Origin of the sequence: Sinimarinibacterium flocculans, from assembly GCF_003201205.1 — a bacterium.
GTDB classification, from domain to species: domain Bacteria; phylum Pseudomonadota; class Gammaproteobacteria; order Nevskiales; family Nevskiaceae; genus Solimonas; species Solimonas flocculans.
In genome coordinates this window covers 19,659-39,496 of record NZ_QICN01000011.1, presented here as the reverse complement: position 1 = coordinate 39,496, position 19,838 = coordinate 19,659, and the positions used below count along the sequence as shown (strand labels likewise).

The 19,838-nt window shown below is 66.9% G+C and carries 23 protein-coding genes; 8 read left to right on the top strand and 15 right to left on the bottom strand.

What is annotated here, in order from left to right:
- Positions 1-45: 45 nt before the first annotated feature.
- Both C8D93_RS16940 and C8D93_RS16935 read left to right on the top strand, forming a co-directional pair.
- Positions 46-306, top strand: a complete 261-nt coding sequence (locus C8D93_RS16940; protein ID WP_110266541.1) for a type II toxin-antitoxin system Phd/YefM family antitoxin — start codon at positions 46-48, stop codon at positions 304-306.
- 3 nt (positions 307-309) lie between these two features.
- A complete protein-coding gene (locus C8D93_RS16935) occupies positions 310-735 on the top strand; it encodes a PIN domain-containing protein (protein ID WP_110266417.1) in 426 nt (141 codons plus the stop codon).
- A gap of 3 nt (positions 736-738) precedes the next feature.
- Here the strand turns inward: C8D93_RS16935 and C8D93_RS16930 are convergent, their stop codons facing one another.
- From C8D93_RS16930 to C8D93_RS16890, 9 genes are all read right to left on the bottom strand, one after another.
- Positions 739-1,152: a YbaN family protein gene (locus tag C8D93_RS16930; protein WP_110266416.1), complete on the bottom strand. Its 414-nt coding sequence runs from the start codon at positions 1,150-1,152 to the stop codon at positions 739-741.
- A gap of 57 nt (positions 1,153-1,209) precedes the next feature.
- The gene (locus C8D93_RS16925; RefSeq protein ID WP_110266415.1) at positions 1,210-2,358 is read right to left on the bottom strand and encodes a deoxyguanosinetriphosphate triphosphohydrolase; all 1,149 of its coding nucleotides are present in this window, start codon (positions 2,356-2,358) and stop codon (positions 1,210-1,212) included.
- Positions 2,355-3,461, bottom strand: coding sequence for a 3-dehydroquinate synthase (aroB, locus tag C8D93_RS16920; RefSeq protein WP_110266414.1), 1,107 nt, complete (start codon positions 3,459-3,461; stop codon positions 2,355-2,357). Before aroB ends, C8D93_RS16925 begins: the two co-directional genes overlap by 4 nt.
- A gap of 59 nt (positions 3,462-3,520) precedes the next feature.
- Positions 3,521-4,051 carry a shikimate kinase AroK gene (gene aroK / locus C8D93_RS16915; protein ID WP_110266413.1) on the bottom strand — a complete coding sequence of 177 codons (531 nt, stop codon included), beginning with the start codon at positions 4,049-4,051 and terminating at the stop codon, positions 3,521-3,523.
- A 70-nt stretch (positions 4,052-4,121) separates the two neighbouring features.
- Entirely contained in the window at positions 4,122-6,254 is a 2,133-nt protein-coding gene (locus tag C8D93_RS16910; protein ID WP_110266412.1) for a type IV pilus secretin PilQ, read from the bottom strand.
- A 32-nt stretch (positions 6,255-6,286) separates the two neighbouring features.
- A complete protein-coding gene (locus C8D93_RS16905) occupies positions 6,287-6,793 on the bottom strand; it encodes a pilus assembly protein PilP (RefSeq protein ID WP_110266411.1) in 507 nt (168 codons plus the stop codon).
- Positions 6,790-7,455 (bottom strand): type IV pilus inner membrane component PilO, encoded by a 666-nt coding sequence (locus tag C8D93_RS16900; protein WP_110266410.1) that lies wholly within the window; start codon positions 7,453-7,455, stop codon positions 6,790-6,792. Before C8D93_RS16900 ends, C8D93_RS16905 begins: the two co-directional genes overlap by 4 nt.
- Entirely contained in the window at positions 7,452-8,051 is a 600-nt protein-coding gene (locus tag C8D93_RS16895) for a PilN domain-containing protein (RefSeq protein ID WP_110266409.1), read from the bottom strand. The genes C8D93_RS16900 and C8D93_RS16895 overlap by 4 nt, the downstream gene beginning before the upstream one ends.
- A gap of 76 nt (positions 8,052-8,127) precedes the next feature.
- The gene (locus C8D93_RS16890; protein ID WP_170124089.1) at positions 8,128-9,207 is read right to left on the bottom strand and encodes a pilus assembly protein PilM; all 1,080 of its coding nucleotides are present in this window, start codon (positions 9,205-9,207) and stop codon (positions 8,128-8,130) included.
- A gap of 179 nt (positions 9,208-9,386) precedes the next feature.
- On the opposite strand from C8D93_RS16890, the gene C8D93_RS16885 reads away from it, so the two are divergent.
- Positions 9,387-11,780, top strand: coding sequence for a penicillin-binding protein 1A (locus C8D93_RS16885; RefSeq protein ID WP_170124079.1), 2,394 nt, complete (start codon positions 9,387-9,389; stop codon positions 11,778-11,780).
- A 4-nt stretch (positions 11,781-11,784) separates the two neighbouring features.
- Positions 11,785-12,462: a hypothetical protein gene (locus tag C8D93_RS16880; RefSeq protein ID WP_245903954.1), complete on the top strand. Its 678-nt coding sequence runs from the start codon at positions 11,785-11,787 to the stop codon at positions 12,460-12,462.
- Between the two features lie 45 nt (positions 12,463-12,507).
- Here C8D93_RS16880 and C8D93_RS16875 read toward each other — a convergent pair whose 3' ends face one another.
- The 6 genes from C8D93_RS16875 to rph all read right to left on the bottom strand — a co-directional run bounded on the left by C8D93_RS16875 (position 12,508) and on the right by rph (position 17,140).
- Complete coding sequence (locus tag C8D93_RS16875) at positions 12,508-13,800, bottom strand: citrate synthase (protein ID WP_110266406.1); 1,293 nt, start codon at positions 13,798-13,800, stop codon at positions 12,508-12,510.
- 274 nt (positions 13,801-14,074) lie between these two features.
- Positions 14,075-14,284: a 50S ribosomal protein L31 gene (gene rpmE, locus C8D93_RS16870; protein ID WP_110266405.1), complete on the bottom strand. Its 210-nt coding sequence runs from the start codon at positions 14,282-14,284 to the stop codon at positions 14,075-14,077.
- An 84-nt stretch (positions 14,285-14,368) separates the two neighbouring features.
- A complete protein-coding gene (locus C8D93_RS16865) occupies positions 14,369-14,554 on the bottom strand; it encodes a CPXCG motif-containing cysteine-rich protein (protein WP_110266404.1) in 186 nt (61 codons plus the stop codon).
- A 24-nt stretch (positions 14,555-14,578) separates the two neighbouring features.
- The gene (hemW, locus tag C8D93_RS16860) at positions 14,579-15,766 is read right to left on the bottom strand and encodes a radical SAM family heme chaperone HemW (protein WP_110266539.1); all 1,188 of its coding nucleotides are present in this window, start codon (positions 15,764-15,766) and stop codon (positions 14,579-14,581) included.
- A 44-nt stretch (positions 15,767-15,810) separates the two neighbouring features.
- Positions 15,811-16,416 (bottom strand): RdgB/HAM1 family non-canonical purine NTP pyrophosphatase, encoded by a 606-nt coding sequence (gene rdgB / locus C8D93_RS16855; RefSeq protein ID WP_110266403.1) that lies wholly within the window; start codon positions 16,414-16,416, stop codon positions 15,811-15,813.
- 4 nt (positions 16,417-16,420) lie between these two features.
- Positions 16,421-17,140: a ribonuclease PH gene (gene rph, locus C8D93_RS16850; RefSeq protein ID WP_110266402.1), complete on the bottom strand. Its 720-nt coding sequence runs from the start codon at positions 17,138-17,140 to the stop codon at positions 16,421-16,423.
- Positions 17,141-17,261: 121 nt separating this feature from the next.
- Here rph and C8D93_RS16845 point away from each other — a divergent pair, with 121 nt between their 5' ends.
- The 4 genes from C8D93_RS16845 to trhA all read left to right on the top strand — a co-directional run bounded on the left by C8D93_RS16845 (position 17,262) and on the right by trhA (position 19,834).
- Positions 17,262-17,684, top strand: a complete 423-nt coding sequence (locus C8D93_RS16845; protein ID WP_110266538.1) for a SufE family protein — start codon at positions 17,262-17,264, stop codon at positions 17,682-17,684.
- A 65-nt stretch (positions 17,685-17,749) separates the two neighbouring features.
- Positions 17,750-18,703 carry an SPFH domain-containing protein gene (locus tag C8D93_RS16840; RefSeq protein ID WP_110266401.1) on the top strand — a complete coding sequence of 318 codons (954 nt, stop codon included), beginning with the start codon at positions 17,750-17,752 and terminating at the stop codon, positions 18,701-18,703.
- Positions 18,700-19,134, top strand: a complete 435-nt coding sequence (locus C8D93_RS16835; protein ID WP_245903951.1) for an NfeD family protein — start codon at positions 18,700-18,702, stop codon at positions 19,132-19,134. The genes C8D93_RS16840 and C8D93_RS16835 overlap by 4 nt, the downstream gene beginning before the upstream one ends.
- On the top strand, positions 19,100-19,834 hold the full coding sequence (trhA, locus tag C8D93_RS16830; protein WP_110266400.1) for a PAQR family membrane homeostasis protein TrhA: 735 nt from the start codon (positions 19,100-19,102) through the stop codon (positions 19,832-19,834). The genes C8D93_RS16835 and trhA overlap by 35 nt, the downstream gene beginning before the upstream one ends.
- Positions 19,835-19,838: the final 4 nt, after the last annotated feature.

Below are 19,838 nucleotides of genomic sequence, written 5' to 3'. Positions count from 1 at the left end.
GTGCCATAAGATGGCCATCTACATGGCCATCTGCAATCGATGCCGATGAAGACCGTCTCTGTTGCCGAGGCCCGGAACCGGCTCACCGAGCTGCTGCGCGAAGTCGAGCAGGGCGCGCCGGTCGCGATCAGCCGTCGCGGTCGCGGGGTCGCGGTGCTGATCGCCGAGGGCGACTACGAGCGTCTGCGCAGCGCCGCTGGCGGCGCCGATTTCAGCGCCTGGCTGGCGAACTGGCGTGCACGCGCCGGTACCGGTTTCGACGGGATCAGCCCGGACGAGCTGGCGCGCTGGTCGCTCGCGGAGTGAGCCGTGCCACGGCCGCGCTATCTGCTCGACCTGGCCGTCCTGGCCGAACTCACCCGGCCGAGCGGCAATCGCCTCGTGCTGACCCGATTCCGGCGGCACCAGCACGACTGCGCGACCGCGGCCTCGGTGGTCTACGCCCTGCTGCGCGGCATCGAGTCGCTGCCGGACGGGCCGCGACGCAGCCAGCTCGAGGCCTTTGTCCAGGAGCTGCTGCGCAGCGGGCCGCCGGTCTTGCCGTTCGACCTGGAGGCGGCGCGCTGGCTGGCGCGCACGGCCCCCCGTCGCGAGCGCCAGTACCGGGCCTGGACGGCGGTCGAAGGCCAGCTCGCGGCCACGGCGGCAGTGCACGAACTGCGCCTCGTGACGCGCAGCCCCGGCACCTATGCCGGCGCCGAAGGGCTGGCACTGGAGGATTGGTTCCGGCCGTAGACCTCAGTTGCGCGAGGGGATGCGCCAGAGCCAGGCAGCAACGGCGACACCCATCGCGGCGAGCGCCCACTTGAGCCCGATGGGCTGGACGAAGAACACGATCGAGCTGCCCAGGGTCAGGCTCATGAGAACGATCGCCCACAGCTTGGTGCGTCGCGGAATGCTGCGATGCTGCTCCCATTCGGTCAGCAGCGGGCCGAAGGCCCGGTGGCGCAGCAGCATCGTGTGGAAGCGAGCGGAGCTGCGCGCAAAGCAAGCGGCGGCGAGGAGCACGAACGGTGTCGTCGGCAGCACGGGAAGCAGGATGCCGATCAGTCCCAGCACCAGCGACAGCCAGCCGGCGGCGATCAGCAGCCAGCGGACCGGCGGCGAAAGCGGCCGTTGCGCGGCGGTCGGGAGTGGCGGCGGCAGGTCCATCTGGCCGGCGAGTGTACCTGCGCAACGCTTCGCCGAGCGGTCCGGTCGCCGGGAGGGTCAGCGCAGGCGCCGTGGGTCGAACAGCCGTTCGTACTCGTCGAGCGCGAAGCGGTCGGTCATGCCGGCGACGTAGTCGGCGACCACGCGTGCGCGCCCGGTTTCACCGTCGCGGCTCTCGAGCTGACGGGCCGCGTCGAAGAAATCCGGCGGCATCAGGCGCGGATCGGCGAGCAGCGCCGCGAACAGTTCGCGCACGACACGCTGTGCCTTGACCATGATCCGGTAAACCTGATGGTGGTGGTACAGGTGCTCGCGCAGAAAGCGCTTGAGCGCCTCGTTCTCGTGCTGGATCTCGTCGCTGAACCGGATCAGCGGTTCGGCACGCGCGCGCACGTCCTCGATCGATGCCACGCCGGCGGCCTGCAATGCGCGCCGCGAGCTGTCGGTGAGATCGACGACAAGCGTGTTGATGATGCGGCGCGTGGTCTCGTGGCGCTGCTGCTTGGCACTGATGTCGCCGTAGCGGGCCAGCACCTCGTCGTGATGGCGCCGGAACAGGGGCACCTCGCGCAACTGCTCGATCGTCAGCAGGCGCGCGCGCAGACCGTCGTCGATGTCGTGATTGTTGTACGCGATCTCGTCGGCACGGTTTGCGAGCTGCGCTTCGAGGCTGGGCTGCGTGCGGTTCAGGAAGCGCTCGCCGACGTCGCCGAGCGTGCGTGCGCGCGCCGCCGAGCAGTGCTTGAGGATGCCCTCCCGGGTGTCGAACATCAGGTTGAGGCCGCGGAAGCTCGCGTACTTGTCCTCCAGCTCGTCGACCACACGCAGCGACTGCGCGTTGTGCTCGAAACCACCGTAGGGCTTCATGCGGGCGTTGAGCGCATCCTGGCCGGCGTGGCCGAACGGCGTATGGCCGAGGTCATGGGCCAGCGAAACGGCCTCACACAGATCCTCGTTCAGTCCGAGGGTGCGCGCCATGGTTCTGGCGATCTGGGCGACTTCGATCGAGTGTGTCAGCCGCGTCCGGAACAGGTCGCCTTCGTGATTGACGAAGACCTGGGTCTTGTATTCCAGCCGCCGGAAGGCCGCGGAGTGGATGATCCGGTCCCGGTCTCGCTGATACTCGCTGCGATGTCCCGGCCCCGGCTCCGGGTGGTGACGGCCGCGCGAGCGGCGATCGTCGGCGGCGTACGGGGCGAGCGTCATTGCGCTGCCGGCGCGCCGCAGAAGTGTTCCAGCGTCTCGGCGAGCCGAGACGGATCGAAGTCGGCCGTCACCACGGCATCGCCGATCGCGCGCAACAGCACCAGGCGCAGCCGGCCGGCAGCGACCTTCTTGTCCAGGGCCATGTTGTGCAGAAAGTCCTGCGGGGTCATGTCACCGGGCGGTTTCGTCGGCAGGCCGCTGCGCGCGATCAGGTCCACGCAGCGCCGTGCGTCGTCCGCGTCGATCCAGCCGAGACGCGCCGACAGGTCGGCTGCCATGCACAGGCCGGTCGCGACGGCTTCGCCATGCAGCCAGTCGCCGTAGCCGGCATGGGTCTCGATGGCGTGGGCAAACGTGTGGCCGAGGTTGAGCAGCGCCCGCCCGCCTTTGCCGTCGGCCAGCGACTCACGCTCGTCGCGAGCGACGATGACCGCCTTCATCTCGCAGCTGCGCCGGATCGCTTCGGCGGTTGCGACCGGATCGAGCGTCAGCAGGTCGTCGAGATGGTGCGTGATCCAGTCCAGGAAGCTGGCATCGCCGAGCATCCCGTACTTGATCACCTCGGCAAGACCGGCGAGCAGCTCGCGCCGCGGCAGGGTCCTGAGCGTCCCGGTGTCGGCCACGACCATGATCGGTTGATGGAAGGCGCCGATCATGTTCTTGCCGAGCGGATGGTTGACGCCGGTCTTGCCGCCGACGCTCGAGTCCACCTGCGAAAGCAGCGTCGTCGGCACCTGCACGAAATCGACTCCGCGCTGGTAGATCGCCGCCGAGAAGCCTGCGAGATCGCCGATGACGCCGCCGCCGAGGGCGATCAGGCAGCCGTCGCGTGCGAGCCGCGTCTGCAGCAGCCAGTCCTGTACGCTGCCGGCGACCTCCCAACTCTTCTGTGCCTCGCCCGGTGGCAGGACGCGAACGGCATCGTCGTCGAGCGCCAGCGCCGAGCGCACCGCGTCGAGGTGCAGGGCGGCAACGTGCTCGTCGGTGATCAGCCGCAGGCTGCGCCCGCGCAGGGCCTGCCACAGGCTGCCGTCGGACAGCAGGCCGGCGCCGATGTGGATCGGGTAGCTGCGGTGGCCCAGGTCGACGTGCAAGCTCGGCATGGCGGGACGTGAGATCGGCGGACGCGCAGTGTATGCGCCAGCGGCCGGGGTTTCGAGCGTCAGCCCGACGGACGACCGTCGACGAAGTCCGCTATGTCGCGCACCACGCACTTGGCACTGCGCGCATCGGTGCTGACGACCAGATCGGCGATCTCCCGGTACAAGGGGTCGCGCTGGCGGAACAGCCGCTCGAGCACTTCGCGGCGGTCGGCAGCCTGCGCCAGCAGCGGGCGTGCCTCGGACCGCTGCGTGCGCGCGAGCTGCTGCTCGACGCTGGCATGCAGGTAGATCACCGTTCCGCGCGCCGCGAGCACGCGCCGGTTCTCGGGATCGAGGACGGCGCCGCCGCCGGTCGCCAATACGAGCGGCCCCTCGCCGCTGAGCTCGGCAATGGCCTGCGCCTCGCGGCGGCGGAAACCCGCCTCGCCTTCACGCTCGAAGATGTAGGGAATGTCGACGCCCGTACGGCGCTCGATCTCGTGATCGGAGTCGACGAAACGCACGCCGCGGATCTGCGCGAGGCGTCTGCCCACAGTCGTCTTGCCGGCGCCCATCGGGCCGACGAGAAAGATATTGGGACCCTGAGCCATCGCGAAACCGATGTTGTACGGACCGCTACCGCGCGCAGTATAGGCACGCGGTGGCAGTACCGCGACGACTTCACTGCACGACCAGACCTTCCTGCAGTACCCGCGGCGTCACGAAGATCAGCAATTCGCGCTTGTTGTCCGAGCGGCTGTTGTTGCGGAACAAGGTGCCCAGCAGAGGGATGTCGCCAAGAAACGGCACCTTCGCAGACGAACGTCGCGTCTCCTCCTGGAACACGCCGCCGAGCACGACAGTCTCGCCGCTGGCGATCAGTACCTGCGTGTCGAGTCGCCGGGTGTCGATGGCCGGTGCGGAGCCCACGCCGGTGTTGACGTCCTCACCCTGCGAGTCGTTGGTCACTGACAGGTCCATGATCACGCGGTTATCCGGGGTGATCTGCGGACTCACCGAAAGAGAGAGAACCGCCTTCTTGAACTGCGTCTGTGTGCCGGCGTTGCCGCTTGACGACTGATAAGGGATTTCCCGACCCTGCTCGATGACCGCCTGCTTGCCATTGGCAGTGACGACCCGAGGCGTCGAAATGATCTCGCCGCGGCCCTCCTGTTGCAGGGCGCTGAGCTCCAGATCAATCAGAAAGTTGCTGCCCAAGATCGTCCAGCCGATGGCGCCGGCCGCGTTCGCGACCGGCAGGTTGACGATGTAGTTGTCGTTCGCCGACGGAATGCCGCCGCCAATGATCGTCCGCGAGCCGCTGTTACCGGAGCCGCTCGCGCCACCCCCAGTACCGCCAGTGGTGCCGCCGCCGGTGGTACCTCCGGCGACAGGTGCGCCGCCAGACTGGCCGATGGTCGTGCTGCCGGAGCGGCTGATGGTGCTGACGCCGAAGCGGGTACCCAGCTCGCGCGCAAAGTCATCGTTCGCGATCACGATGCGCGACTCGATCAACACCTGTCGAACGGGAACGTCGAGCTGACCGAGCAGCTCGCGAATCTCGTCAATCTTCTCGCGCGTTTCGAGGACGAGCAGCGTGTTGGTGCGCTCGTCGACGGTGACGCGACCCCGCTCGCTGAGGAGCGAGGTGTCGCCGCTCGACAGCAGCGCGCGCATGTCCGTGGCCTTCGCGTAGTTGACCTGGATCAGCTCGGAGCGCAACGGCGCCAGCTCGGTCTGCTGCTTGGCCGCCTCCAGCTCCACGCGTTCGCGCTGCGCGATCTCCTCGACCGGCGCGACCAGCATGACATTGCCCTGCTGGCGCATGCCCAGACCCTTGGTGCGCAAAATGATGTCGAGCGCCTGGTCCCACGGGACGTTCTCCAGCCGCATCGCCATCTCACCTTCGACCGAATCGCTGATCACCATATTGGTCCCGGCGACGTCGGCGATGATCTGCAGCAGCGAGCGGACCTCCACGTTCTGGAACGACAGGCTGATGCGCTCGCCAGTGAACTGCGGTCTCTGCCGCTGCAACTCCTCCCGCTCTGCAGGCGTCAGCGGCTGCAGTTCGAGCGTGAACAGGTCTCCCGACTGGTACGCCGCCTGCTCGTATTCCTGGCCGGTTACCGGCGTCAGCGCCACAACGCTGTCGGAGCCGTCGGTACGGATGTCGACGTAGCGAACGGGCGTCGCGAAGTCGAGCACGTCCAGCCGTTTGCCCATCCCTTCGGCGAGGCGGGTATTCCTGAATCGCGCAATGATCTTGCCACCTTCGGGCTTCACGTCCACCACGGTCTTCGGGTCGTTCAGGCGCACGACCACCCGCCCCTCGCCCTTCTGTCCGCGACGGAAGTCGACGCCTTCCAGGGTGGCCCGGCGGTCGCGCATGGTGGGCGCGCTCTGCGCGGCACGGGCCGCTGCAAGGCCGTCAAGGCGCACCAGAATCCGGTTTCCATCGACGTCGACATCGTAGGGAGCGCTGCTGCCGAGTTCGACGACGACGCGCGTACGGCCGCGCGACTCGGCGCTGGCGACGGCACGCACGTTGCCCATGTTGATACGCTGATAGCGCTGTGCGACCGCGGTGCGCGTGCCCGGAAGATCGAGCGACAGACGCGCCGGCTGGTCGACGGTGAACACCGACGGTTGCGGCGCCGGGCCAGACAGCGTCAGGGTCATCAGCACGCGGCCGCTGTCGATCTCCACGAACGCGATATCTTCCAGCGCCAAGTCCTGCGCGGCAGCGGCCGGCACGGCCAGCAGGAAGGCCCAGAGCAGAAAGTGCCGGATCGTGGCGGTGATGGTGGTCATTTGAAAACTCCCTGGAGCCTCTCGCGTTTCCCTTACTCGGTCAGCGCCACACTGGCCGTGCGCTGCGTCCAGCCGCCGAACCCGTCTTCGACCAGTTCCTGCAGGCTGACTTCGGTCGGCGTGATCGAGACGATCTGGCCGTAGTTCTGCCCCATGTAATTCTTCAAGGTCACGCGGTGAATCACGTTGTCCGGCGCCTTGATCAGCGCGAACACCCCTCTGGGGGTGCTGATGGTCCCCATCATGCGCAGCGCGTCGAGCGGAAACTCCTCGAGCGGTTCCCGGTTCCGGTTCAGGTCCGGTCGAGGTCCGGCAGTATTGGCTGCACGATTGGGAACGATTACCTCCACGAACGGGTCGCGGCGATCGCCCGGAACGTAGGTGAACGGCTCGAACTGCTTGGGCTGCGGGATTGGCGGAATCTTGCTTGAGGTTCGTGCCTTGATCGCAGCGACATCACGACGCAGATCGGACATGTCGTCGCTGCAGGCGCTCAACAGCAGCGCCGCGCTGGTCACTGTCAGGAGCGCGCGCCTCATCGCCGTCTCCCGGCCGGTTTCTTCGGTTTCGCTGCCTCAATCTCCTCGTCATCGAGATAGCGATAGGTCTGGGCGGTCGCGGTCATGCGCAGCGTCGTCGGCCCGACGACGGGCGCATTGCGCGAGTTGCCAGCAGCACCTTTGATCTCGACGTCCTCGATCGTGACGATACGCGGCAACGCAGCGACCGCGCTGACGAAGTTGCCCATTTCGTGATAGTCGCCGACGACCACGATCTTGTTGGGGATCGCGGCATAGAACTCCTTTGGAACTTCGCCGGTGGGCTGGAACAGCTCCTCCTCGAGGCTCGCTTCCACGCGCTTCTGCGAGATGTCGTTGAGCAGGTTCGCCACCTCGGCGCGACTCGGGAGCTGCTTGAGCATGTCGCCGAACTGGCGCTCCATCTCCTTGAGCTGCTCGCGGTAGGCGTCGATGGCTGCGACTTTCTTCTGCTTGGTATCGAGCTCCTGAAACAACGTCTGTTCCTGCGTCTTGGCCGTCTGTACCTGTTCGTACACGGGTCTGATCACGAACCAGATGCCCGCAACGAACAGGACCACCCCGGTGAGGATCACTGCCGCGATGCGCACCCAGCGCGGCCAAGCGCCCGGATTCTGGGCGTCGAGCGTCTGCAGCTGCTGGATGATTTCCTGGGCGTTCATCCGACCACCTCTTCGCCCTCCGCATCTGCCGGGGCGTTGTCAGCCGATTTCGGCTGTGTCAGGCGCTTGACCTGCAAGGTGAACTGCGCTTGCCTGCGTTGATCCTTCTCGTCGGTCTTGATGACCACCAGGCGCGGATCCGAGAACCAGGGTGAGGCATCGAGGTTCTTCATGTAGGTCGAGATGCGCCCGTTCGACTCGGCGATACCGTCGAGCGTCACGTTCGCCCCTTGTTGCCTGAGGCTGGTGAGATTGACGCCCTCGGGCAGCGTATTGACGATCTCGTCGAAGAAATGCACCGATGCCGTGCGGCTAGCCTCCAGCTCCTCGATGACGCGCATGCGTGCGATGAGGTTCGAACGGACGCGCTCCAGTTCCTGGATTTCGGTGAGCTGCTTGTCCATCTCCTTGATTTCCGCGCGCAGGTAGGCGTTCCGCGACTCCTGGTAGCTCAGCTGGCCGCTGACCAGCATCCAGCCGGCTGCGACCAGACCGCCCGCAACGGCGACACCCAGGCCGATGCTTGCGATGAAGTCCTGCTTGCGTTTCTCGCGGCGTGCCTTGCGCCAGTCCAGCAGGTTGATATGCGTCGTCATCGGACGCTCCCGGACCTGCCGTCCCGGATGGCGAGGACAGGCACGGCGCCGTGCAAATTCGTGAGGGACGAACCTGTCATGCCTTCTCCTCGTCGAATGCGCGGTAGGCCAGACCGGCCGCAATCAGCAACGAGGCCTCTTCCTGGGCGAGGTTGGCAGGCTTGGCGCGGGAGGCGACGCTCATCTGCGCGAACGGCCGCGCGACGACCGTCGGAATCTGCAGACGCTCCTGAACATTGGCGTCGACACCCGCGATGTGCGCGCAACCGCCTGCGAGCACGATCTGGTCGATCGCGCTGTACTGCGTGACTGCGGAGAAGAAGAATTGCAGCGAGCGGTCGATCTGCTGCGCCATGTCGGAGACGAAGTGCGCGAGGATCTCGGTTTCGTATCCCTCCGGCAGATTGCCGCTGCGCTTGGCCTTGAGCGCTTCCTCCTGCGACATCCCGTAGGTGCGCATGATGTCTTCGGTCAGCTGGCGGCCGCCGAAGGCCTGGTCGCGCGTGTAGATCGTCTTCAGGTCGTGCAGGATCAGCACCGAAGTCGTCGTTGCGCCCATGTCGACCACGGCGACGGTGCGGCCGCGGCCGCCGTCCGGCATCTGGTGCGCGAGGAACTGGCAGGCGTTCTCCAGCGCGTACGCCTCGACGTCGACGACGCGCGTCTTCAGCCCGGCGATGTCGACGGCAGCGCACAGTCGCTCGACCTGCTCCTTGCGGCACGCGGCCAGCACGACGTCCACGGCGTCGGTGTTCTTCGCGCTCGCACCCAGCACCTCGAAATCGAGGCTGACCTCGTCGATGGGATAGGGGATGTACTGATCGGCTTCGGCCTTGATCTGCTCTTCCATATCGTCTCCGGAGAGCATGCTCGGCATTTCGACGATCTTGGTAATCACCGATGCACCGGCGACGGCGACGGCCGCTTCGCGCGTGCGCGTTCCGGCACGGCTGATCGCGCGCGCGATCGTCTCGCCGACCGGCTTGGGGTCGGCGATCTGCTTGTCGGCGACCGCGCCAGGCGGCAACGGTTCGACCGCGTACGCTTCCACGTGGTAGCGCGTACCTTTGCGTGAAAGCTCGAGGAGCTTCACGGCACTGGAGCTGATATCCAGTCCGATCAGTCCCTTGCTTCCCTTGCCGAACAACGTTTGCAGGCTGGCCATGGCGCCCCGTGCCGCTTCGTTGACAATCCCCCACGGGAAAGAAAGACTCTTCCCGCATCGCGCCGTACTATAGCGCAATATTGCTACTGCGCAACTAGAAGTTCCTGCGGCAAATACCTGATCAAGCTGCAAACATTTCTGAAGCTTTTCACCGTCCCAAACGTTCTGCGATGACCCTCGACAAGCCCGCGCTGCGCGTGCTGCTGTGGCTGCTCGCGGCCGCGCTGCTGCTCGCGGCTTTAGCTGTGGCCGCCCTGTTCGGCGCCGCCCACTATTACGGGCGCGACCTGCCGTCGGTCGCCAGCCTTCGGGAGCTGCAGCTCTCGGTGCCGCTGCGCATCTACAGCCGCGACGGCAAGCTGATGGGCGAATTCGGCAGCGAGCGCAGGGCGCTGCTGCGTTTCGAGGATCTGCCGCCACGGGTTGTGCAGGCGTTCCTCGCCGCCGAGGACGACCGCTTCTTCGAGCATCCCGGCGTCGACTGGCAGGGGCTGCTGCGTGCAGCCCTCAAGTACGCGGCGACTGGCGAGAAGTCGCAGGGCGGCAGCACCATCACGATGCAGCTGGCGCGCAACGTCTTTCTCAGCAGCGAGCGCACCTTCACCCGTAAATTCAAGGAGATCCTGCTGGCTTTGAGAATCGAGCGCGAGCTCGACAAGCCGCAGATCATGGCGCTGTACCTCAACAAGATCTTCCTTGGCGAACGTGCTTACGGCGTCGGCGCGGCCGCCCTGGTCTACTTCGGGCGGGACGTCGGCAGCCTGTCGCTCGGCGAGACCGCGGTGATCGCAGGCCTGCCCAAGGCGCCCTCGCGCGACAACCCGGTGGCCAACCCGGTGCGGGCCACCGAGCGACGCGACTATGTGCTGCGTCGCATGCGTGAACTCGGCTATATCTCCAGGGCCGAGTACGAGGAGGCCGTCGCCGAGCCGCTCGTCGTGCAGCCCTACCGCCCACAGGTCGAGGTCGAGGCCGACTACGTTGCCGAGATGGTCCGGGCCGAGATGGTCGCGCGTTTCGGCGAGGAGGCCTATAGCCGGGGGCTGAACGTCACCACGACCGTCGACGCGAGCCGGCAGACGGCCGCGAATGCCGCCTTGCGCCAGGCGCTGCTCGAGTACGACCGGCGCCACGGCTGGCGCGGCACCGAGGCGCGCATCCCGGCCGAGCTGCTGGCGCAGCCGCAGTCCCCCGAGTTCACCGCGGCCCTGGGCCGCTATGCGCCGGTCGGCGGGCTGCAGGCAGCTGTGGTCCAGGCGTTCGATGGAAACGAGCTGGCGTTGCTGACCGCTTCGGGGCCGCTGACGCTCGGTGACGAGAGCTTTGCCTGGGCGAAGCTCGATGCCGCGGGGCTGGCGCCGGGTGACGTCGTGCGTATCGACTCGAGCGGCGATGCACCGCGTCTGGCGCAGATTCCGGAGGCGCAGGGGGCGCTAGTGGCACTGAACCCCGACGATGGGGCCATCGAGGCCCTGGTCGGTGGCTTCGACTTCTTCGCCGGCAAGTTCAACCGGGTGACCCAGGCCCGACGCCAGGCCGGATCCGGCTTCAAGCCGTTTCTGTACGCCACGGCGATGGCCCATGGCTACACGCCGGCATCGGTACTGCTCGATGCGCCAGTGGTCTTCGACGATCCGCGACTCGAATCCACCTGGCGCCCCGAGAACTACGGGGGCGACATCAAGGGGCCGATGCGCCTGCGCGAAGCGCTGGTGCAGTCGCGCAACCTCGTCTCGATCCGGCTGCTGATGGGAATCGGCATCGACACGGCGCTCGACTTCATCCCGCGCTTCGGCCTGCCGGCGGATCGCCTGCCGCGCGATCTGACCATGGCGCTCGGCAGCGCGGTGTTCACGCCGCTGGAGATGGCCAGGGGCTATGCGACGATCGCCAACGGCGGCTTCGTCGTCGATCCGTACGTGATCGTCGAAGTGCGCGACAGCGCCGGCGAGATCGTCGAGCGGGCGCAGCCGCGCCGCGCCTGTCCCGAATGCCTGCTGCCACCGCCGGTGGCGGACGAAACGCAGCCGACGCCGCTGCCGACCGCCGTTGCCGACGAAGCCGAGGCCGAGTGGCTGCCGGCGGAGCAGGCCGTCGATCCCGCGGTGGCCTGGCTGGTCGGCGATATGCTGCACGATGTGACCGTCCGTGGCACCGCGGCCAAGGTGGCGCAGCTCCAGCGCAACGATCTGGCCGGAAAGACCGGCACGACCAACGACGAGACCGACGCCTGGTTCAACGGCTTCCAGCGCCACCACGTCGCCGTGGTCTGGGTCGGATTCGACCAGCCGACGCCGCTCGGGCGCGGCGAGGTCGGCGGTCGCGCCGCGTTGCCGGCCTGGATGGACTACATGCGGGTGGCGCTGGACGGCGTGCCGCAGGAACGCGCGCCGCGCCCTCCCGGGCTCGTCAACGTGCGCATCGATCGTGAGACCGGTTTCCTGGCCGCGGCCGGCGATCCGGATGCGATCTTCGAAACCGTTCCGCAGAACGCGATTCCGCCGGCGATGGAGAATCCGCAACAGCACCGTGACGAGCGCAACGGGCTGCAGGAACTGTTCTGAGCATGTGTACGTCCTGTACAAGCCGGCGCCATCCATGGCGCCGCCTTTTGAAACAAGCAGAGCGACCCCGTTTATCTGCCGGACGCAGATGAATCATCGGGAGCGCTCAGGGGTCATCGAGGAAGCGGCGCGCATCGTTTGCGTTGACCTGCTCACGGACTATCGCCAGGCCAAGCGCAAGGCTGCGCAGCGGCTCGGGTTGCCACCCAACGCGCCGCTGCCGGACAACGCGGCGATCCACGCGGCCGTGATCGACTATCAACGCCTGTTCGGCGGTGACGACTACGTGCAGCAGCTGCACCGGCTACGTCGGGCGGCACTGGCGGCGATGCGATTGCTGGATGCGTTCTCGCCGCGGCTGGTCGGGGCCGTCGTCAGCGGTGCGGTGACCTCGGCGCATCGCGTGCAGCTGCACGTCTTCAGCGACGCGGCCGAGGCGGTCGACATCGCGCTGCTCGACAGGGGTGTGGATTTCGAGCCGGCCGAACGACTGTATCGCCTGTCCGACGGGCGGGAACAGCGCGTGGCGTTGCTGCGACTCGATCTCGACGACTGCGGCGTCGACATCGCGGTGTTTCCCGAGGACGGATTGCGCCGGGCCCCGGTCAATCCCCTCGACGGGCGGCCTTTCCGCCGTCTCGACTACGCCGAGGCCGAACGGCTCGCAGCGGGAGCGCCATGAAAAACGCCCGGCAGGTGCCGGGCGTCTGGTGCATCCAGCGGCAGATCAGCGCTTGTCGAGTGCCGGCACGTTGCGTTCCGCGGCGCCGGTGTAGACCTGGCGCGGCCGCGCGATGCGCATCGTCGGGTCGGCGATCATCTCGATCCAGTGCGCGGCCCAGCCGACGGTGCGCGCGATGGCGAACATCGGCGTGAACATGTTCACCGGGATGCCAAGCGCCTTGTAGATGATGCCCGAGTAGAAGTCGACGTTCGGGTAGAGCTTGCGCTCCTTGAAATAGTCGTCGGACAGCGCGATCTCCTCGAGCTTCATCGCCAGCTCGAGCTTGGGATCGTTGATGTTCAAGGCCTTGAGCACCTTGTGGCACTCGTCGCGGATGATCGTCGCGCGCGGATCGAAGTTCTTGTAGACGCGGTGGCCGAAGCCCATCAGACGCACGCCCGAGTTCTTGTCCTTGACCTTGCTCATGAAGTCCGGGACCTTTTTCACGTCGCCGATCTCGTCGAGCATCTTCAGCACGGCCTCGTTGGCACCGCCATGCGCCGGCCCCCACAGCGCGGCGATGCCGGCCGCGATCGCCGCATACGGATTGGTGCCGGTGGAACCGGCCATGCGCACCGTCGAGGTCGAGGCGTTCTGCTCGTGGTCGGCGTGCAGGATGAACAGCACGTCGAGTGCGCGCGCGGCGATCGGGTTCACCTCGTAGGGCTCGGCCGGCACCGCGAACATCATGTGCAGCAGGTTCGAGCAGTAGTCGAGATGGTTCTGCGGATACATGAACGGCAGGCCGACGTAGCGCTTGTAGGCGGCCGCGGCGATCGTCGGAATCTTCGCGATCATTCGGTGCGCGAAGATCTTGCGGTGCTCCGGATCCTTGTTGTTGGTGGTGTCGTGGTAGAAGGCCGACAGCGAGCCGACGACGCCGGTCAGCATCGCCATCGGATGCGCGTCGTAACGGAAGCCGCCGAAGAAGCCCTTCAGCGACTCGTTGATCATCGTGTGGCGGCGGATCGTCTGGTCGAAGTCTTCCAGCTGGTTCTTGTCCGGCAGTTCGCCGTTCAGGATCAGGTAGGCGACCTCGATGAAGCTGCACTGCTCGGCGAGCTGGGCCACCGGGTAGCCGCGGTACAGGAGCACGCCGGCGTCACCGTCGATGTAGGTGATCGCGCTCTTGGTCGAGCAGGTCGACGAGAAGCCCGGGTCGTAGGTGAACACGTCCATCTGGCCATAGACCTTGCCGACGTCGAGCCCGACCGGGCCAAGGGTGCCGCCGACTGCAGGCAGATCGGTTTTTTCGCCGGTGGCGTTGTTGACCAGGCTGAAGCTGGGCGTGCTCATCTCGAAAACCCCTTGTCTGAAGAAGAAAATGCGCGAACTTCGATGTTCCTGTCGACGCTCCGGGCGGTGCGCCGACCGCTCCCACAGGCCTGCGCCGTCGCGATCAGTGCGCGCGGCGAGACTCGGGCGGCTGGGGAACGGCGTAATCCGGCCGCAAGGATAGCGATATTCGGGCGCGTGCTTCCAGCACTGCCCTCCGCAACGATCGTGCCGCGCGAGAGCGGCGCAACAAAAAAGCCGCGCATGCGCGGCTTTTTCGTCGCTGGCAGGAGGCTCAGGCCGCCTTGCCGTAACGCTTCTTGAACTTGTCGACGCGGCCGCCGACGTCCATGACCTTCTGCTTGCCCGTATAGAACGGGTGGCAGGCCGCGCAGACTTCGATCTGCATGGTCGGGGCGCCGCTGGTCGAACGCGTCGTGAACGAGTTGCCGCAGCTGCAGGTCACGGTCGTTTCCGTGTACGTCGGGTGGATACCTTCTTTCATCGGAACACCATCAAGTCCGGGTCGCAAAACGCGAAAGGGCGCGAATTCTAGTAGAGCGGACGCATCTCCGCAAGCACCGGCTTCTCAACCGGACTCCGGCTCCACCGAGACCTCGAAGCCGCCCTCATTGTCGACATGCAGGCTCACGGTCATCGGACGGCAGCACACCGGGCAGTCCTCGGCGTAACGGGCCGAGCCGCCGGACAGGTAAAGTTCGAGCACGATGTCCTGCCAGCAGGCCGGGCAGGTGACGACGGCTTCTTCGAGCATCGATGGCGTTCTCGAACGTCCGGTTCAGGGTTCCAGGAACAGCTGCAGCAGGCCGTTCAGGTAGCGGCGGCCCAGCGCGGTGGGGCGCACCGTCTGTCCATCCGCCTCCAGCATCCCGCGCCGCTGCGCGGCTTGCACGGCCGGGGTCAGCGGATCCCACACCAGGCCGGTCCGCGTGGTGTACAGCGCCGGGGCGAATCCCTCGTTGAGGCGCAGTGCGTTCATCATGAACTCGAACGGCCGTTCGGCTGCCGGCACGGATTGCTGCGTCTGCAGGGCCGCCGCGCCGCCGGCGTGCTGCTGGTAGTGCCGGGGGTGCTTGTGACGCGCGCGGCGACGGATGGCGAACGGTGCGGCAGCCGTGGACTTGCCGTGCGCACCGGCGCCGATACCCAGGTAGTCGCCGAACTCCCAGTAGTTGCGGTTGTGTCGCGCCTGGCGGCCACCGCGGGCGTAGGCAGAGATTTCGTACTGCGCATAGCCGGCCGCGGCCAACCGCTGCTGCCCGGCCTCCTGCATCGCCCAGCCCGTATCGTCATCCGGCACTGGCGGCGGATTCGCGCCGAAGGCGGTGTTCGGCTCCAGCGTGAGCTGATACCAGGACAGGTGCTCCGGCTGCAGGGCGATCAGGCCGTCGAGGTCGGCGAGCGCGCCGGCGAGCTCCTGCTGCGGCAGCGCGTACATCAGGTCGAGGTTGATGTTGTCGAAGCCGGCGTCGCGCGCGCTGGCGTACGCCTGCACGGCTTCGGCGGCGTCGTGGATGCGTCCCAGCCGCTTGAGCTGAGCGTCGTCGAGGCTCTGGATGCCCATCGACAGCCGGTTCACCCCCGCGGCGCGATAGCCCCGGAAGTGACCGGCCTCGGCGGTGCCCGGATTGGCTTCGAGCGTGATCTCGATGCCCTTCGAAAAGGACAGCCGGCGACTTACCTGCTCCAGCAGACGTCCGATGCTGCGGTCGGAGAACAGGCTGGGCGTGCCGCCCCCCATGAAGATCGAGATCAGCGGCCGGCGCTCCCCCTCGGCCAGCTCGAAATCGAGATCACGCAGCAGCGCGTCCACATAGGCGTCTTCCGGCAGCGCGCCGCGCAGCGGGTGGGAATTGAAATCGCAGTACGGACATTTCTGCACGCACCACGGAAAGTGCACATAGAGGCTCAGCGGAACCGCCGCCCCCCCCGGGCCGCTGTGATCGGCGTCCTGGCGCGGAGGCAGCGGTTCGCCCGCGGCCTCGCGGGTGGCGTCCGGAGCGTCGCGATTCACAGCTCCGTCTCGCGCAGCTGCGCCAGCAGGGATTGCGTGGCGCGTGCCCGGTGCGAGATCCGGTTCTTGACCGAGGGGTCGAGTTCGGCCGAGCTGCAGCCCTGATCCGGCACCCAGAACAGCGGGTCGTAGCCGAAGCCGTGGTTGCCGCACGGTGCTTCGAGGATGCGACCCGACCACAGTCCGAGCGCGATCACCGGCACCGGGTCGCCCGCATGGCGCAGGCAGGCCATCGCGCAGACGAAGCGCGCGCCGCGTTCGTGTTCGGAACGCCCTTCGAGGGCCTGCAGCAGCTTGCGGTTGTTGGCGTCGTCATCGCCGTGCGCGCCGCCGTATCGCGCGGAATGGACGCCGGGCGCGCCGCCGAGGACGACGACCTCGAGCCCGGAATCGTCGGCAATCGCGGGCAGTCCGGACACCGCCGCCGCGTGTCGCGCCTTGATCAGCGCATTCTCGACAAACGTCGCCCCGGTTTCCTCGGGGGCCTCGCGGCTGAACTCCGAGACCAGGCGCACCTGCCACTCCAGCGGCGCCAGCAGCGCCTGCATCTCGGCGAGCTTCTTCGCGTTGTGGCTCGCAAGCACGACGGTGCGCGTGCGCATCGGTTCAGCCCGCCAGCGCGCTCCGCTGTGCCTCGATCAGCTCGCGGATGCCGCCGCTGGCGAGATCGAGCAGCGCGTCGAGCTCCTCGCGACGGAAGGCGTGACCTTCGGCCGTGCCCTGCACCTCGATGAACTGCCCGGCCTCGTTCATGACCACGTTCATGTCGCACTCGCAGTCCGAGTCCTCGGCATAGTCGAGGTCGAGCACCGGCTCGCCGCGATAGATGCCGACCGACACGGCCGCCACCTGGCCGAAGAGCGGGTCGCGCTTGAGCACGCCGCGCTTGCGCAGCGAGGCCACGGCATCGACCAGGGCGACGTAGGCGCCGGTGATGCTGGCCGTCCGGGTGCCGCCGTCGGCCTGCAGCACGTCACAGTCCACGGTGATCGTCGCCGTACCCAGCGCGCTGAGATCGACGCAGGCCCGCAGCGAACGGCCGATCAGTCGCTGGATTTCCTGTGTGCGGCCGGACTGCTTGCCCTGCGCTGCTTCGCGCCGGCCACGCGTGTGCGTGGCGCCCGGCAACATGCCGTACTCGGCCGTGACCCAGCCACCGTCCTTCTTCCAGGCCGGGCCACGCTCTTCGATGCTGGCGGTGCACAGCACGCGCGTGTCGCCGAAGCTCACGAGGACCGAGCCCGGCGCATGTCGGGTGTAGCCGCGTTCGATGCTGACCGCACGCAGCTGGTCGGATGCGCGGCCGGAAGGACGCGCGACGCTCACCGGTGGTCCTCGCGTGCGAGGGCCGCGAGGGCGGGCGACTTCAACGGGACATTCGACATGGGCGGCGCGAGGGTTTGGTCGAGGGGTCTGGATTATAGGGCGACGACTTAGAATGACCGGCATGGAAACGCAAGAGCTGATCGAAACCTTCGAATTCCTGGGCGACTGGGAAGAGCGTTACCGCTACCTGATCGACCTGGGGCGCAAGCTGGAGCCGCTTCCGGAAGCCGAGCACTCGGAGGCCAACAAGGTGCGCGGCTGCATGTCGCAGGTCTGGCTCACGCACAGGGTCGAGCCCGGATCGCCACCGCGCCTGACGTTTCTCGGCGATTCCGACGCCCATATCGTCAAGGGGCTGATCGCGCTGCTGCTCCAGCTGCTCTCCGGCAGGACACCGCAGGAGATTCTCGACGCCGACGTCAACGGCGTGTTCGAGCGCCTGGGGCTGGAAAGCCACATCTCGATGAATCGTCGCAACGGCTTCTACGCGATGGTCGAACGGATCCGGCAGATCGCGCGGGAGCACGCCACGTCTGTGTCATGATCCGTGGCGCGCCTCCCGGCTAGAATCGAGCCGGCCTCGCACAGGCATCCAACGGAGGGAGTGTCATGGGGACGATGGTTGCATTCGTGATCGGCATATTCCTGCTGGTCACCGCATGGAAGGGGGTGGTCACCGTGCCGCAGGGCATGGAGTACACCATCGAGCGCTTCGGCAAGTACCGGGCGACGTTCTCGCCGGGCTTCCACTGGCTGGTGCCGTACGTCGATCGCATCGGCCGCAAGATGAGCATGATGGAACAGGTGCTCGACGTGCCATCACAGGAAGTGATCACCAAGGACAACGCCATGGTCGGCGTCGACGGCGTAGTGTTCTTCCAGGTGCTCGACGCGCCCAAGGCGGCCTACGAGGTGCACAACCTCGAATACGCGATCATGCAGCTGGCGCAGACCAACTTGCGCACGGTGATGGGATCGATGGATCTCGACGAGCTGCTGAGCCAGCGCGATCACATCAACACGCGCCTGCTCGGCGTGATCGACGACGCCACCACGCCCTGGGGCATCAAGGTGACGCGTGTCGAGGTCAAGGACATCCGTCCGCCGACCGACCTGGTGACAGCGATGGCGCGGCAGATGAAGGCCGAGCGCGAGAAGCGCGCGAACGTGCTCGAGGCCGAGGGCTTCCGCGCCGCCGCGATTCTCAAGGCGGAGGGTGAACGCCAGGCACAGATTCTCGGCGCCGAGGCGCAGAAGCAGGAGCAGATTCTCGAGGCCGAGGGCCGCAAGGAAGCCGCCTTCCGCGACGCCGAGGCGCGCGAACGCGAGGCGGAGGCCGAAGCCAAGGCGACGATGATGGTCAGCCAGGCCATCGCCAAGGGTGACGTGCAGGCGATCAACTACTTCGTCGCGACCAAGTACGTCGAGGCCCTCGCGCGCATCGCCACCAGCCCGAACGAGAAGCTGGTATTGATGCCGCTCGAAGCCGGCAGCGTCATCGGCGCGATCGGCGGCATCGCCGAGCTGGCGAAGAAGGCCGGCGTGCCCGGGTCGTCGTCGTGACGATCGAGTTCTGGCACTGGCTGGCCCTCGGCTTCGGCCTGCTCGTGCTCGAGATGTTCCTGCCGACCGGGTTCATTTTCCTGTGGGTCGGCGCGGCCGCGGTGGTGGTCGGCGCGCTGGCGTGGATCGTGCCGGGCCTGGGCTGGGAAGCCGAGTTCATCCTCTGGGGCGCGCTGTCGGTCGCCGCCGTGCTGGTCTGGCGCAAGCTCAAGCCGATGTCGTTCGAGAGCGAGCAGCCCTCGCTCAACCGGCGCGGGCACTCCTACGTCGGGCGCACCTTCACGCTCAATGAGCCGATGGTCAACGGCGTCGGCAAGTTGCGCGTCGATGATTCGCAATGGCGCATCATCGGGCTTGACGCGCCCGCAGGTACCCGCGTGCGCGTCGTCGAGACCGATGGCGCCACGCTCAAGGTGGAGAAGCTGGATTAGCGAGCAGTCGCGGCAGGGGCTGGGTCATCCCCACGAGGTTCTGGGCGTCCACGTTCCGGACAAGCTCTACTCGCTCGGCGAGGAGATCGCCCACGCCAGCACGCACGGACTGGGTGTCGTCCTGTCGATCGTCGGCCTCACCGTGCTGGTCGCGCGTGCCAGCCTCTACGGCGATGCCTGGCACATCACCGCGGTCAGCATCTTCGGTGCGACGCTGGTGCTGATGTACACGGCGTCGACGCTGTATCACAGCATCCCGCTGCCGCGGACCAAGCGCGTGCTGCGGGTGATCGACCACTCGCTGATCTACTTTCTCATCGCCGGCACCTACACGCCGTTCACGCTGGTGACGCTGCATGGCCCCTGGGGCTGGAGCCTGTTCGGCGTGACCTGGGGGCTGGCGATCGCGGGCGTCGGGTTCAAGATCCTCGCCACAGGAAAGTTCGAGAAATTATCACTCGCGATCTACCTCGGCATGGGCTGGTGTGCGATCGCGGCGGTCAAACCCTTGCTGCAGAAGCTCGAGACCGGCGGCCTGATCCTGATGCTCGCCGGCGGGCTGGTCTACAGCGGCGGCGTTGCCTTCTATGTCTGGGAGAAGCTGCGCTACCACCACGCCATCTGGCACCTGTTCGTGCTCGCCGGCAGCATCCTGCATTTCTTCGCGGTACTGTTCTACGTCGTCCCCGGACCGCAATAGGAGC